At 61.5% G+C, this 11772-nt stretch carries 15 protein-coding genes; 8 read left to right on the plus strand and 7 right to left on the minus strand.

Annotated elements, in window-relative coordinates:
• The first annotated feature begins 5 nt into the window (after window positions 1-5).
• Both CPter91_RS08125 and CPter91_RS08130 read left to right on the plus strand, forming a co-directional pair.
• Window positions 6-206: a hypothetical protein gene (locus CPter91_RS08125; protein WP_061939161.1), complete on the plus strand. Its 201-nt coding sequence runs from the start codon at window positions 6-8 to the stop codon at window positions 204-206.
• A 64-nt stretch (window positions 207-270) separates the two neighbouring features.
• Window positions 271-486, plus strand: coding sequence for a hypothetical protein (locus CPter91_RS08130; protein ID WP_061939163.1), 216 nt, complete (start codon window positions 271-273; stop codon window positions 484-486).
• 77 nt (window positions 487-563) lie between these two features.
• On the opposite strand, the gene CPter91_RS08135 is transcribed toward CPter91_RS08130, so the two are convergent.
• A complete protein-coding gene (locus tag CPter91_RS08135) occupies window positions 564-995 on the minus strand; it encodes a hypothetical protein (protein WP_061939165.1) in 432 nt (143 codons plus the stop codon).
• A 368-nt stretch (window positions 996-1363) separates the two neighbouring features.
• Here CPter91_RS08135 and CPter91_RS08140 point away from each other — a divergent pair, with 368 nt between their 5' ends.
• Both CPter91_RS08140 and CPter91_RS08145 read left to right on the plus strand, forming a co-directional pair.
• Complete coding sequence (locus tag CPter91_RS08140) at window positions 1364-2014, plus strand: glutathione S-transferase family protein (protein WP_061939168.1); 651 nt, start codon at window positions 1364-1366, stop codon at window positions 2012-2014.
• A gap of 106 nt (window positions 2015-2120) precedes the next feature.
• Window positions 2121-2480, plus strand: coding sequence for a DUF1304 domain-containing protein (locus CPter91_RS08145; RefSeq protein WP_061939169.1), 360 nt, complete (start codon window positions 2121-2123; stop codon window positions 2478-2480).
• 22 nt (window positions 2481-2502) lie between these two features.
• On the opposite strand, the gene CPter91_RS08150 is transcribed toward CPter91_RS08145, so the two are convergent.
• Entirely contained in the window at window positions 2503-3042 is a 540-nt protein-coding gene (locus CPter91_RS08150; RefSeq protein ID WP_061939171.1) for an NADPH-dependent FMN reductase, read from the minus strand.
• 134 nt (window positions 3043-3176) lie between these two features.
• Window positions 3177-3419: a hypothetical protein gene (locus CPter91_RS08155; RefSeq protein ID WP_061939173.1), complete on the minus strand. Its 243-nt coding sequence runs from the start codon at window positions 3417-3419 to the stop codon at window positions 3177-3179.
• A gap of 294 nt (window positions 3420-3713) precedes the next feature.
• Between CPter91_RS08155 and CPter91_RS08160 the strand changes: the two genes are divergently transcribed.
• The 4 genes from CPter91_RS08160 to CPter91_RS08175 all read left to right on the plus strand — a co-directional run bounded on the left by CPter91_RS08160 (window position 3714) and on the right by CPter91_RS08175 (window position 6775).
• The gene (locus CPter91_RS08160) at window positions 3714-4718 is read left to right on the plus strand and encodes an alpha/beta hydrolase family protein (protein WP_167595139.1); all 1005 of its coding nucleotides are present in this window, start codon (window positions 3714-3716) and stop codon (window positions 4716-4718) included.
• 90 nt (window positions 4719-4808) lie between these two features.
• Complete coding sequence (locus tag CPter91_RS08165) at window positions 4809-5111, plus strand: 4a-hydroxytetrahydrobiopterin dehydratase (protein ID WP_061939177.1); 303 nt, start codon at window positions 4809-4811, stop codon at window positions 5109-5111.
• Complete coding sequence (locus CPter91_RS08170; protein ID WP_061939179.1) at window positions 5108-5893, plus strand: SDR family oxidoreductase; 786 nt, start codon at window positions 5108-5110, stop codon at window positions 5891-5893. Before CPter91_RS08165 ends, CPter91_RS08170 begins: the two co-directional genes overlap by 4 nt.
• A gap of 78 nt (window positions 5894-5971) precedes the next feature.
• Entirely contained in the window at window positions 5972-6775 is an 804-nt protein-coding gene (locus CPter91_RS08175) for a DUF1223 domain-containing protein (protein WP_236906037.1), read from the plus strand.
• A 298-nt stretch (window positions 6776-7073) separates the two neighbouring features.
• Here the strand turns inward: CPter91_RS08175 and CPter91_RS08180 are convergent, their stop codons facing one another.
• The 4 genes from CPter91_RS08180 to CPter91_RS08195 all read right to left on the minus strand — a co-directional run bounded on the left by CPter91_RS08180 (window position 7074) and on the right by CPter91_RS08195 (window position 11691).
• Window positions 7074-8432 carry an amidase gene (locus tag CPter91_RS08180; RefSeq protein ID WP_061939183.1) on the minus strand — a complete coding sequence of 453 codons (1359 nt, stop codon included), beginning with the start codon at window positions 8430-8432 and terminating at the stop codon, window positions 7074-7076.
• 35 nt (window positions 8433-8467) lie between these two features.
• Window positions 8468-9154 (minus strand): DUF2848 domain-containing protein, encoded by a 687-nt coding sequence (locus CPter91_RS08185; protein WP_061939185.1) that lies wholly within the window; start codon window positions 9152-9154, stop codon window positions 8468-8470.
• A gap of 73 nt (window positions 9155-9227) precedes the next feature.
• The gene (locus tag CPter91_RS08190; protein WP_061939187.1) at window positions 9228-10514 is read right to left on the minus strand and encodes an MFS transporter; all 1287 of its coding nucleotides are present in this window, start codon (window positions 10512-10514) and stop codon (window positions 9228-9230) included.
• 226 nt (window positions 10515-10740) lie between these two features.
• The gene (locus tag CPter91_RS08195) at window positions 10741-11691 is read right to left on the minus strand and encodes a LysR family transcriptional regulator (protein WP_061939189.1); all 951 of its coding nucleotides are present in this window, start codon (window positions 11689-11691) and stop codon (window positions 10741-10743) included.
• Between the last annotated feature and the right edge of the window lie 81 nt (window positions 11692-11772).

Below are 11772 nucleotides of genomic sequence, written 5' to 3' on the forward strand. Positions count from 1 at the left end.
GCGAGATGAACAAATCGAATCTGGCCTGGCTGGCCGCTGCGCTTGCATTGGGTGTGGGCAGCATCTATGCGATCTGGGCGGCCGAGGATTCGGGCACGGCGAAGCGTGGCGTCAGTGTCGTTGCCGCGCAAGGCAAGGGCAGCTCTCCAGACGCGGCATCGGATAAGCCAAAAGATGCCGTCAATATCAATCCATTTGGAAAATAGGCATGGCAGGCGAGCACTCCAGGCGTCTGCAGCAAACCAGCATGTGTAGAAGGAAGAATCAGCAATGACCGCATATCTACAGCGACAAGACCGGCTGGCGCTGGTGACCCAGGCCACGGCAAACGTGACCGGCAAGCGCTATTGTTCACATCATCAGGGCGAAGTGGCGGTGACCGAGGGCGACTTCGTGATGCGCAACAAGTCGCGCCGCTGGATTTGCTTCCGCTGCCAGGAACGCAGCCAGGCGCATCGCGATGCGCTGCTGAAACGGGCGGGGTAATTCGCTCAGGCGAAAAAAATTCGCCAAGGCATGGCGATTTTTGTATAGGCAAGCCGCGCTGCGGCTTTTATTTGCGTCTAGCGGAATGCCGCCAGCGGATCGTACTGTTGTCCTGAAAGCTCTTCCTGTTCCTTGGCCTTGGCGCCATTCCTGATGAAATTGACCGTCGTGACGCGCCATTCGCCGCGTTGCAGCTTCCAACCGTGTGTCACTTTTTGCCACCCCGGCCTCAGGTAATGCTGGTTGGTGCGCGCCAGTTCCCAATGACCGGCTTCCCATACGAACCAACCATCCACATAATCCCAGAACCCGGGGCTCCACACCAGTCCGGCGCGCGAATGCGGCTCGGCTTCCTGCTTGGCCGGCGGCGGCGGATTCTTGAGGATGACAGCAGGGCCGCCCGGGGTAGGGCCACCCGGGGTAGGGCCGCCAGGCGCTTTGTTCGAGGCGGCCGCGAAAGACGAAAAACGTCCGGAGATGATTGCTGCGATGCTGAGATGCTGTTTCATGTGCGCTCCTGAATATTTCCAGTGCTATCGATTGTACGAAGCGAGGCCCGGAAAAATGTGTCCTGTGCATTTACTTACACTTTTCACCGCTCATTTACAGCGGGTAGCCAGGGCGGACATGCGTCATGGCTGCCGGTTTCGATGTGATTTATCTATGGGAAACGGCAGCGCGTAGTGCTTCTGGCCAGCTGCCAAGGCGCTGCGTGCGTTTTGTCGATAAGACAATGAAATTACGTTTTCTGCCGTCAAAATAGAGGATTTCGACTAGCCCGGCAGATGAAGAAGCCGGATTTGTTTCTTAATGTGTCATCGCTCCTTGGGATATATTAGGCGTTCCAATCGCTGCTTAAAATCAAAAGGAAAGCGCCATGACAGAGACACGCCGCGTCACTTTTTTTCATTGTCCGAACACCCGCTCCAAGGGCACCCGCATCCTGCTGGAAGAACTGGGCGCCGATTATGAGCTGCATACCCTCAACATGAAAGCCGGCGAGCAGCGCAGCCCGGCTTATCTGGCGGTCAACCCGATGGGGAAGGTGCCTGCCATCCGGCATGGCGAGGCCCTCATCACGGAACAAGGCGCGGTATACCTGTACCTGGCCGACCTCTACATGGACAAGGGGCTGGCGCCGGCGCTCGACGATCCCTTGCGCGGCCCGTACCTGCGCTGGATGGTCTATTACGGTTCCTGTTTTGAGCCGGCGCTGGTCGACCGCGCACAGAAGAACCCGCCGCCATCGCCGACGATGTGCCCCTACGGCGATTTCGACACCATGCTGAAGACGCTCACCGACCAGTTGCAGAAGGGGCCGTACATGCTGGGCGAAAGGTTCAGCGCTGCCGACATCTTGTGGGGCACGGCGCTGACCTGGACCACCGGCTTCCAGCTGGTGCCGATGTCGCCGGTGATCCAGGCGTATATCGACAGGATCAATGCCCGCCCTGCGGTACAGCGGGTGACCGCTCTGGATGCCGAGTTGTCGGCGCAGCTCGCCAGCCAGGCTGAGGCGAAACCTTAGACCAGGCGGGCGCAGTAAAAACCGCCGGCCTTCGGCCATGCCGCTTGAATAAACTAAATAATCCAATAATCCAATAATCCAATAATCCGATAATAGGGAGCCTGTCTTGAATACTGTCGTCAACCTGCTGATCGCCTTGGTCGCTCTACTGCATGTGTATTTCCTGGTGCTCGAAATGTTCTTGTGGGATAAGCCGTTTGGCCGCAAGACCTTCAAGCTGACGCAAGAATTTGCCACCGCTTCGAAAGTGCTGGCCGCCAACCAGGGACTGTACAACGGCTTCCTGGCCGCTGGCCTGGCGTGGGGCATCTGCCTGGGCGATGCCGGTCTTTCGATCAAGATTTTTTTCCTGGCCTGCGTGATCGTCGCCGGCGTCTTCGGCGGCATCACAGTCGGGCGCAAGATCTTGTTCATACAGGCTTTGCCGGCTGCACTGGCGCTGGTGTTGCTGCTGGCGTTCCGCTAATACCAATACCGCAAACTAAAAACTAGAGCCGGGCTGCGCGGCCGGTAGTCACGGCGGCGCACAAGGCTTCAAGCGCTGCGCGCAATGCGGCGGAAATTTCCGGATGGACGGCGATCTGCTCTTCGCTCAAGCCTGAACCCAGGATAGGCACGGTGATCGAGGCTGGTTCGACGATCTGCGCCGACATCATCGTGACGATCTCTCTGAGCGACGCCTGTGCATGCACAGCGCGCGGCGACGCATTCAGCAAGGCTATCGGCTTGAGGACGAAGGCTACGCAGCCTACCATCCAGTCCAGCGCATTTTTCATGACGCCGGTGATGCCGTGCGCATATTCGGGACTGGCGATCAGTAGGGCATCGGCGCTGATGATCTGAGCGCGCAGGGCAGCCACCGGCGCCGGATCGCTGACCTCGATGTCGGGATTGAATAGCGGCAGGTCGCCCAAGCCGCCACACATTTCGACGCTGGCGCCGGCCGGCGCCAGGCGGGCCATGGCGCGCAGCAGGGCGGAGTTATGCGAGGCGGCGCGCAGGCTACCTGAGATTGCGAGGAATTTCATATTGCCCGAAGGATGTGCAGGAGGGGCAACCATTATGCCAACAAGCCTGGTTCAGTGCCGGCGCAAAAAATAGCCCGCGCGAAGCGTGTCCGGCGCGGGCTTTGTGCGGCGGCCTGGCCAAGCCAGGCGCATGTTTACTTGGCGGCAGCCGGTTGCGCGGCATGTGCCGCCGCTGCCTGTTCAGCCGCCTTTTTATTCGCCAGGTGACGCCCGACGACGCAGCCGCCGATAGCGCCAACCACTGCGTGATGGCCGGCATAGTGGCCGGCCACGCCGCCTACCGCGGCGCCTTTCAGGCAACCCTTGGCGCTGGCGCTGCCAGCGGCGCCAGCCAGTGCAACTGCGCATAACATGACAGCAACGATTCTGGTATTCATGGTGTTCCCCTATTGATGGTAGATGGCGGCGCTTATGCCGTTTTCAGCTTGGTTTGCTGCTTTGCTTGTTTCACATTAACGCCAGGCGCCGGGCCTTCGGTTGACAAGCCGGCAAAAAATATCCGGGGAAGGTTATTGTTGACTTTTCCGTGCCAGCGATCAAGTGGTCGGCTTGCGCATCTTTTAATGTTTAATGCAAATGAGCAATCCCGGTCAGGTGCGAAAAACCGCTGCCCCCTACAATTGCACTCATCCCCGGTGCATGCAGCCGGCTTATCCCCTCGGAGAGATGCTATGCCCTACTTACGCGCAGTGATGTGGATCTGGATGGTGCTATGCAGCGCACTGGTGCAGCAGGTGCTGGCCGCTGACCAGGTCAGCAATGTCGGCATGCTCAGCCTCAGCACCAGCGGCGAATATGTAGTACCGGTCGCCGTCTGGTATCCCACCAGTGCGGCGCAAACCGAATGGCAAGCCGGCCCCTATCTGATCCACGCCACCCGCGGCGCACCGCTGACCCCCGGCTTGCATCCGCTGGTGATCATTTCGCACGGCAGCGGCGGCGGCGAGTTCGGCCATGCCGATCTGGCCGAAGCGCTGGCCCGGCACGGCTATATCGTGGCGGCGCCGCGCCACCTCGGCGACAGCCACGACCAGCCGCAGGGACGCGGCACCGACCAGCAGATCATAGGCCGTCCATGGCAAGCGGTAGCCACGCTGGATGCGGTGCTGGCCGACCCGCGCCTGGCGCCGGCGATTGACACCAGGCGCATCGGCATGGCCGGATTCTCGGCGGGCGGCTACACCACCATGGTGATGGCCGGCGCCAAGCCGGACATGTCCTTGATCGTGGCTTACTGTTCGGCGCATGCGGACGACCATGAATTGTGCGACCCTAGTGCAGAAAAGAAGACGGTAGTGACGCGGCCGGGCCGGGCCCTGCCTGTGGATAAACGGGTGCGCGCAGCAGTCGCCATGGCGCCGTTCAGCGTCATGTTCGACGCCAAGGGCGTGGCCGATGTCACGATTCCGCTGCGCATCTACAAGGCCAGCGACGACCAGGTCCTGCGCAATCGCTGGAATACCGATCATCTGCTAAGCCTGCTGCCGGCCAGCGTCGAGCGCGGCGAAGTCGCGGGCGGTCACTATGTGTTCCTGGCGCCCTGTAGCGAGACGCTGAAGGCTGCCGCCCCGGCTATCTGCAACGATGCCGCCGGCATCGACCGGAGCGCGCTGCATGCCAGGCTGAACGCTGAAATCGTCGATTTTTTTGACCGCAAGCTGCCACCGCAGCCATGAATCGCCGGCAAGGAAGCGTCCGACCGCGCAAAAGTGCGCAGCCGGGTGCTTCCGGTTATAGAATTGAGGTTTTCACGGACGGATATCTCCATGCCTCATTCCACCCATATCGGCGCCGCCGCCGCCTTGCAGACCCTGACTACCTGGACTGCGACCGCAGGCCGCGATGCGATTGAAAAGACCTTCAAGTTTGCCGATTTCAACGCCGCCTTCGGTTTCATGACCCGGGTCGCCTTGCTGGCCGAGAAAATGGACCATCATCCTGAGTGGTCCAATGTGTACAACCGCGTCACCGTGCTGCTGACCACGCACGACGCCAACGGCGTCACCGACCTCGACCTGCGCCTGGCGCAATTCATGGATGGCAGCGCCGCCGCTGCCGGCAAGCATTGAGCACCCCCGCCGCGCAGCAGCCGGTGGCGCTGATCACCGGCGCCGCCAAGCGGGTAGGGCGGGTCATCGCCGAGCGTTTCTCCGCGGCAGGCTATGCCGTGGTGGTGCACTACGGCGGCTCGCAGCAGGACGCGCTGGCGACGGTGCAGGCGATTGCCGCGAGCGGCGCCGTTGCCGTCGCCCACCAGGCCGACCTGCAGTCGCCGCCGCAACTGACGGCAATGATCGCCGCCGCTTATGAACGCTTCGGCCGGCTCGACGTGCTGGTCAATTGCGCGGCGATTTTTTTCCCGGACACGCTGGCCGATTTTGCGTTGGATGACCTGGAGCGCTCTTGGCAAGTCAATTGCCGTGCACCGCTGCTGCTGACCCAGGCGTTTCACCGGCAAGCCAGCCAGCGCGGCCAGCAGGGCGTGGTGATCAATGTGGTGGACCAGAAGGTGAAGGCGAATTTTCATCCAGAGGATTTCAGCTATACGGTCGCCAAGGCGGCGCTCGGCAACCTGACCGCGATGCTGGCCATGTCGGCGGGGCCGGTGCTGCGCGTGAATGCGCTGTATCCTGGCTTGATGACGCCCAGCGGCGACCAGACCCAGGCCGATTTCGAGTACTCGTCGGCGCGTTCGACGCCGCTAGGCTATATCGCGCCGACCGCCGAAATCGCCGACGCCATCTTGTTGTTGACCAGGCAATCCTTCAACGGCGCGGAATTCGTGGTCGATGCCGGCCAGAACCTGGTGCGGGTGGATCGGGATGTGATCAATCTGTACCGGGCGCCATAGCGCACGGACCGGAAACCTGGAGGATTTGTAAGGAAAGTGGCTTGCGCTACGACCAAGCTGCACATGTTCAGCCAGGAGATGCAAGTGACTATTTTTATCAACCTTACTAAAACCTTTGCTCTGGGGACCCTTGCGCTCGGACTTTCCGCTAGCGCCCACGCCGTCGAATACTCTGCGCAGAGCCCGGCCAACCGGGTCGCCCTGGTCGAGCTGTATTCCAGCGAAGGCTGCAACAGCTGCCCGCCGGCCGACCAGTGGCTGTCCAGGCTGGGCGCCCAGGCCAAGCCGGAGCAGATAGTGCCGCTAGCCTTGCATGTCGATTACTGGGATAACCTCGGCTGGAAGGATCGCTTCGGCGATCATCGTTTCACCGCGCGCCAGCAGGAGCTGGCGGGCTATGCCAAAACCACGCTGGTGTACACCCCCGAAATCTTTGCCGGCGGCCGCGAGCTGAGGCGCTGGAGTTCCGGCAACGCGTTCGACGCCGCCATAGCCAAGATCACGGCACAGCCGTCGCCGGCCGATATCGCGATCAAATTGTCCGGCACCGCGCCACGCAGTTTCGACCTCGCTGCCAGCGTCAAGCTGCGCCAGGATTCCAAGGATGGCCACGATGCTTATGTCGCGGTGTATGAAAACAAGCTGGTGTCGAACGTGGCCGCCGGCGAGAACGGCGGGGTCACCCTGCATCACGACTACGTGGTGCGGCGCTGGCTGGGCCCGTTCGCGCTGAAAAACGGCATGGTGCAGATCCATGAAAAGCTGGCGCTCGACAGCATCGCCGCCGACCTGCGCGCCGACCGCTTCGGCATCGTCGCCTTCGTCCAGAATACGAACAGCGGTGAAGTGCTGCAAGTTGCCAGGCTGGCGGTTGATCACTGAGCGTTCAGCCTGGCTGAATTGCGTTTATCGATAATTTCCTAAAACGCGGTAAAACCATCCCCCGATTTTCCGTCGCGCTTGAGACACGCAGCTAAATGGGGTCAGAGTGAACTTTCTGCGCGCTTTTTGCAGAAACTTCACTCTGACCCCAGTTAGCGGCACTACGGAGTGCATGCCTCTCCGGTAGAAAAACTATGTGGTGCGCCGAATCTTTCTCCGAATCCGTCATGCGGGGTCAGAGTAATTTACGACGATACAGCCGTCGTAAAAAAACTCTGACCCCGCATGACTCTGCTCTTTAGTGGTTGCGCAACAAGGCTTCCACCGCCAGGCCGATCTCCAGAATCTTCCTGTCCTGGCCGCCAATACCGGCCAGCATCAGTCCCACCGGCGCTTCACCGGCAGCATGGCAAGGAAGCGACAAGGCGCAGCCGTCGAGGAAATTGATCAGCGCCGGATTGCGCAGGATCATGCCATTAGCAGCGAAGTAGGCTTCATCGCTGCCTTCCAGCGCTGAGATCGGCGGCGCGATGATAGGGACGGTCGGCATGATCATGGCGTCGTAGCCGGCGATGCGTTGTTCAACCGCTGCAATCCACTGTTTGCGCGCCGCGAACAGGTCGAGCAGATCGGCCGCGCTGATGTCCTTGCCACGCTGTATGCGGGAAATCACGCGTGGATCGTAGCTGGCGGCGTGCTCGGCGATCAGCTTGCGATGCCAGGCATAGGCTTCCGCCGCAGTGAAGCCGCCTTTGGCATTGATTACCCCAGCAGTCGCAAATTCCGGAACTTCCACGTCGTCGATCAGGGCGCCGGCCGCCTGCAGCCGAGCGCGCGCGCGCGCGAATGCCGCAGCCACCTGTTGATCGATGCCATCCAGCACCAGCGTGGAGGGTGCCGCCAGGCGCAAGCCCCGCAAGGAAAAAGGCTTCAAGGCCGGCACCGGTTCGCCGGCCAGGATCGCGTCCAGCACTGCGCAGCAACTGACGCTGGCGGCGATCGGGCCAAGCGAATCCAGCTGCGCCGACAGCGGCAGCACGCCTTCCAGCGGTACGCGGCGCGCGGTTGGCTTGAAGCCGGTCAGGCCGCACAGCGCCGCCGGGATGCGCACCGAGCCGCCGGTATCGGAACCGATGGCGGCAACCGCCATGCCGTCGCTGACGGAGACCGCGGCGCCGGAGGAAGAACCGCCGGGAATCCGTGCATTGGCGCGGTCCCAGGGATTGCGCGGGGTGCCGTAATGCGGATTGATGCCGAGCCCGGAGTAGGCGAATTCAGTCATGTTGGTGCGGCCGACGATCACCGCGCCCGCCGCCAGCAGGCGCTGTACCACCACCGCGTTGACGCTGGCCGGCGCCGCATCGTTCAGCGCCACCGAGCCGGCGCGAGTCACGCTGCCGGCGACGTCGAACAGATCCTTGACCGAAATCGGCAAGCCCTCGATCGGCGAGCGCGGCTGGCCGCTGGCGCGCAACAGATCGGATGCCTGCGCCGCCGCCATGGCCGGTGCGGAATACAATTCGGTGAAGACGCGGCGGCCTTCGCCGGCTGGATCCAGCGCACGCGTCAGCGCCGCTTCGGTAAGCGCAGCCGAGCTCGTAGTGTGCCGGCGCAAGGCCTCGGATAAGCTGTGCAGGGTAGGGAGCGTGTCAGTCATACATTCTCGCAAGTGAAATAAAGTCAGTGCTGTGTTCAGGCGACTTCTGGCAGCACTTCAACCGTGTAATGATGGCGCAGCGTGCGTTGCCGGCGCGGATCGAACAGTTCCATTGTAAAGGAATGCGATGGCCGGATACCGCCGATCGCCGCCATCGTGCCGCAGGTCATGCCGCTGCCGTCTGTCAGGATGGCTGCGCCGTTGGCGTAGCCGGCGATCAGGTCTTGCGGCGTGCGCAGCGAGGCCAGCGCGCCTTCCTGGTACAGCAGCTGTTCGCCGTTTTCTTCGATGTAGGAGCGGATCACCAGTTCATCCCAGTAGTCCGCCACATCTGCCAGGCGCCAGGCGCTGCTTGCCACCGGCTTGACGCAAGCCTGCTTCGACAGCGCCACGCTGTGCGCTTCCAGCTTGCGGTCGGTATGGTCGGAGGCGATGCTGACATACAGTTCGCCGTCAGCGGCAAAGACAAAGGTTTCCACCTCACCGGACGAATCCGGGCCGACCACCTGCACCTGCGACGCCTGCGTCAGCTGGTTGCTGGCGATGCGATAGTACAGTGGCACGGCGCTCGGACGCGAGATGCCGAGTGCGGCCAGTTCTTCAATATGGTGCTCGATGGCGGCGTGATCGCGCCCGGCCCAGCCGGCGACGATCAGCGTATGGATGTCGGTGTCGAGTTGGCGCGAGCCTTGTTCGGTGTCTACTTGAAAAGAGATGTGCATGATGGTTCCAGCTTTAAAAAATAAGACGTGACAGATCCGGCCGGCAAGCCGACCAGTGCAAAGGACTGCAGGATTAGCGGACTTTCTTGATGAACAGCAGCACCAGCACAGTCGCCGTGAATTCCAGCCCGGCGACAAAGTACAGGCCGGCCGACAGGCTGCCGGTGCTGGTCTTCAGCGAGCCGATCATGTAAGGCGCGGCAAAGCCGGCCAGGTTGCCGATCGAATTGATCAGCGCGATGCCGCCGGCGGCCGCGGTGCCGGTCAGGAACGCCGCCGGAATCGACCAGAACACCGGGAATGCCGCCAGGATACCGATCGCCGCCAGCGTCAACGCGCATAACGCCAGCACCGCATTGCCGAGGAAAAAGCCGGTCAGTATCAGGCCGATGCTGGCCACCAGTGTGGCAATGGCGCAATGCAGGCGTCGTTCACCGCTCTTGTCGGAATGAATGCCGTTCCAGACCATGGCGATAGTGCCGGCCAGGAAAGGAATGGCCGAGATCAGGCCGATCTGCAGATTGCCGACGACGCCGATTTCCTTGATGATGGACGGCGACCAGAAGGCGATCGTGGCATTGCCGCTGACCACGCAAAAATACACGGCGGCGCAGATCCAGACCCGCGAATTGAGGCAGGCGTCGCGCAACGAAGCATGCTTGTTGCCATGGTTCTCCGCCGCCAGCGCCCTGGTCACCGCCTGCTGTTCGGCGGCCAGCAGCCATTTGGCGTTGATTGGCTTTTCCGGTAGGTAGATCAGCACCAGGATGCCGGCCAGCACCGAGGGAATCCCTTCCAGCAGGAACAGCCACTGCCAGTTGGCGAAATGGCCGACGCCATCCATGGCGCTCATGATAAAACCGGCAATCGGGCCGCCGACCACGCCGGCGATGGCGAACGAAGTCATGAACAGGCCATTGACGCGGGCGCGCCGCTCTGCCGGGAACCAGTAAGTCAGGTACAGCACCACGCCCGGAAAGAAGCCGGCCTCGAACACGCCCAGGAAAAAGCGGATGATATAAAACATGGTCGGCGTCTGTACGTACACCATTGCCATCGAGGTAAGACCCCACAGGATGGTGATGCGCGCCAGGGTTTTGCGGGCGCCGATTTTTTCCAGCAGCAGGTTGCTTGGCACCTCGAACAGGAAATAGCCGACGAAGAAAATGCCCGCCCCCAGTCCGTAGACCGCCTCGCTGAAGTGCAAGTCCTGCAGCATCTGCAGCTTGGCGAAGCCGACGTTGACACGGTCCACCCAAGCCAGCACGAACAGGAAAACCAGGAAAGGAATCAGGTGCCAGGCGATTTTCCGGTAAGTGCCTTCCAGCAAGTCTGGCGCTGCGTTGATATTGTTGCTCATGTGATGTCACCCGATAGATGGTTCTGCTGCGCCGCGGGCGGCGCAGGATGAAGCGGCGTTTCTGTGACGGCCGTCACCGGCGGCTGCGAATGCTGCCGGATGAATCGAGTATGTATAAGGGGCAGGCGGCTGTCCAACAAGAAATTGTCAGCGCGATTGATTGGAAAATCTTATGAGCAAAAGTGGGGCGCGTACGCACCAATAGCGCCGGCAGGGGCCGGCAGTCTTATACAGCGGGAAACGGCAGTTCCAATGGTTCCGACGGCAACCTGGCAATCTCCGGTCCCCAATTCAGTGCGAACTCGGAGGCGGTTTCCTGGGCAATGCTGGCGATAGTCTCGGTCAAGGCATTTTCCGGATCGTTGCGGAACGAGGCCATCAGCTGTAGCGCCGGGAAGTCGGCATCGACCCGCAATTGCTGCAGGCTGCCGTCGTTCAGTTCGCGCTGGATGATGGCCGGCGGCACGACCGCCACGCCGAAGCCGTCGCTGACCAGGCGGATCATGGTGGCGACGGACGTGATGCAATTGATGTGCAGGGAGCCACGCTCGCTGTCGGAAAACAATTGCTCCAGCACGGTGTGCGGTCCGGAATTGCGGGCGAAGCTGACCAGCGGGAAGGCCGCCAGGTCGGACAGGCTCAGGGTTTCGTTGCCGATGTCGAGCTTGGCGCTGCCGACCCAGCGCATCGGGAATTCGCACAGCTTGAGATTGCGGATGTTGGGGGCGATTACCGCGTCCGCTTGCAGCACCAGGTCGAGGTCGCCCTTGCTGAACTGTTCGCGCAGGTGGATGGTGGTGTCGCTGGAGATTTCGATTTCCAGCTGTGGAAACAGCTTGTGGATGCGGCCGATCAGGTCCGGGAACCAGCTGTGCACGATCGATTCGATCACGCCTATGCGCAGCACGCCGGAATAATGATCCTTAGCCGACATCTCGTCCTTCATCTCGCGCATCAGCTTGACGATGCGCTCGGCATACACCAGCGCCTTGCTGCCATCGGTGGTGAGGGCTACTTCGCGGGCGCCGCGGTCGAACAGGCGCACGCCGAAATCCTGCTCCAGCGTGGCGATGCGGCTCGATACCGCAGCCTGCGTGGTATGCAGCTTTTCCGCTGTCAGCCGGAAGTTCTTGAGTTTGGCCAGCCAGACGAAAGTTTCGAGGAAGCGGATGTTCATCGGCGCTGTCGGGAATCAATCATGGGTCATGCCCTAGTGTAGCGCATTGCCGCCGGCATCAAGCAGGCGGCAATGCGTATG

The sequence above is a fragment of the Collimonas pratensis genome (genome assembly GCF_001584185.1).
In the GTDB taxonomy this organism is placed as follows: Bacteria; Pseudomonadota; Gammaproteobacteria; order Burkholderiales; family Burkholderiaceae_D; genus Collimonas; species Collimonas pratensis.

Coding starts and splice junctions, on each gene's coding strand:
- CPter91_RS08185 (WP_061939185.1), bottom strand. CDS start 9,154: ATGCACATCTCTTTTCAAGTAGACACCGAACAAGGCTCGCGCCAACTC.
- CPter91_RS08180 (WP_061939183.1), bottom strand. CDS start 8,432: ATGACTGACACGCTCCCTACCCTGCACAGCTTATCCGAGGCCTTGCGC.
- CPter91_RS08155 (WP_061939173.1), bottom strand. CDS start 3,419: ATGAATACCAGAATCGTTGCTGTCATGTTATGCGCAGTTGCACTGGCT.
- CPter91_RS08165 (WP_061939177.1), top strand. CDS start 4,809: ATGCCTCATTCCACCCATATCGGCGCCGCCGCCGCCTTGCAGACCCTG.
- CPter91_RS08135 (WP_061939165.1), bottom strand. CDS start 995: ATGAAACAGCATCTCAGCATCGCAGCAATCATCTCCGGACGTTTTTCG.
- CPter91_RS08160 (WP_167595139.1), top strand. CDS start 3,714: ATGCCCTACTTACGCGCAGTGATGTGGATCTGGATGGTGCTATGCAGC.
- CPter91_RS08190 (WP_061939187.1), bottom strand. CDS start 10,514: ATGAGCAACAATATCAACGCAGCGCCAGACTTGCTGGAAGGCACTTAC.
- CPter91_RS08130 (WP_061939163.1), top strand. CDS start 271: ATGACCGCATATCTACAGCGACAAGACCGGCTGGCGCTGGTGACCCAG.
- CPter91_RS08125 (WP_061939161.1), top strand. CDS start 6: ATGAACAAATCGAATCTGGCCTGGCTGGCCGCTGCGCTTGCATTGGGT.
- CPter91_RS08150 (WP_061939171.1), bottom strand. CDS start 3,042: ATGAAATTCCTCGCAATCTCAGGTAGCCTGCGCGCCGCCTCGCATAAC.
- CPter91_RS08175 (WP_236906037.1), top strand. CDS start 5,972: ATGCAAGTGACTATTTTTATCAACCTTACTAAAACCTTTGCTCTGGGG.
- CPter91_RS08195 (WP_061939189.1), bottom strand. CDS start 11,691: ATGAACATCCGCTTCCTCGAAACTTTCGTCTGGCTGGCCAAACTCAAG.
- CPter91_RS08140 (WP_061939168.1), top strand. CDS start 1,364: ATGACAGAGACACGCCGCGTCACTTTTTTTCATTGTCCGAACACCCGC.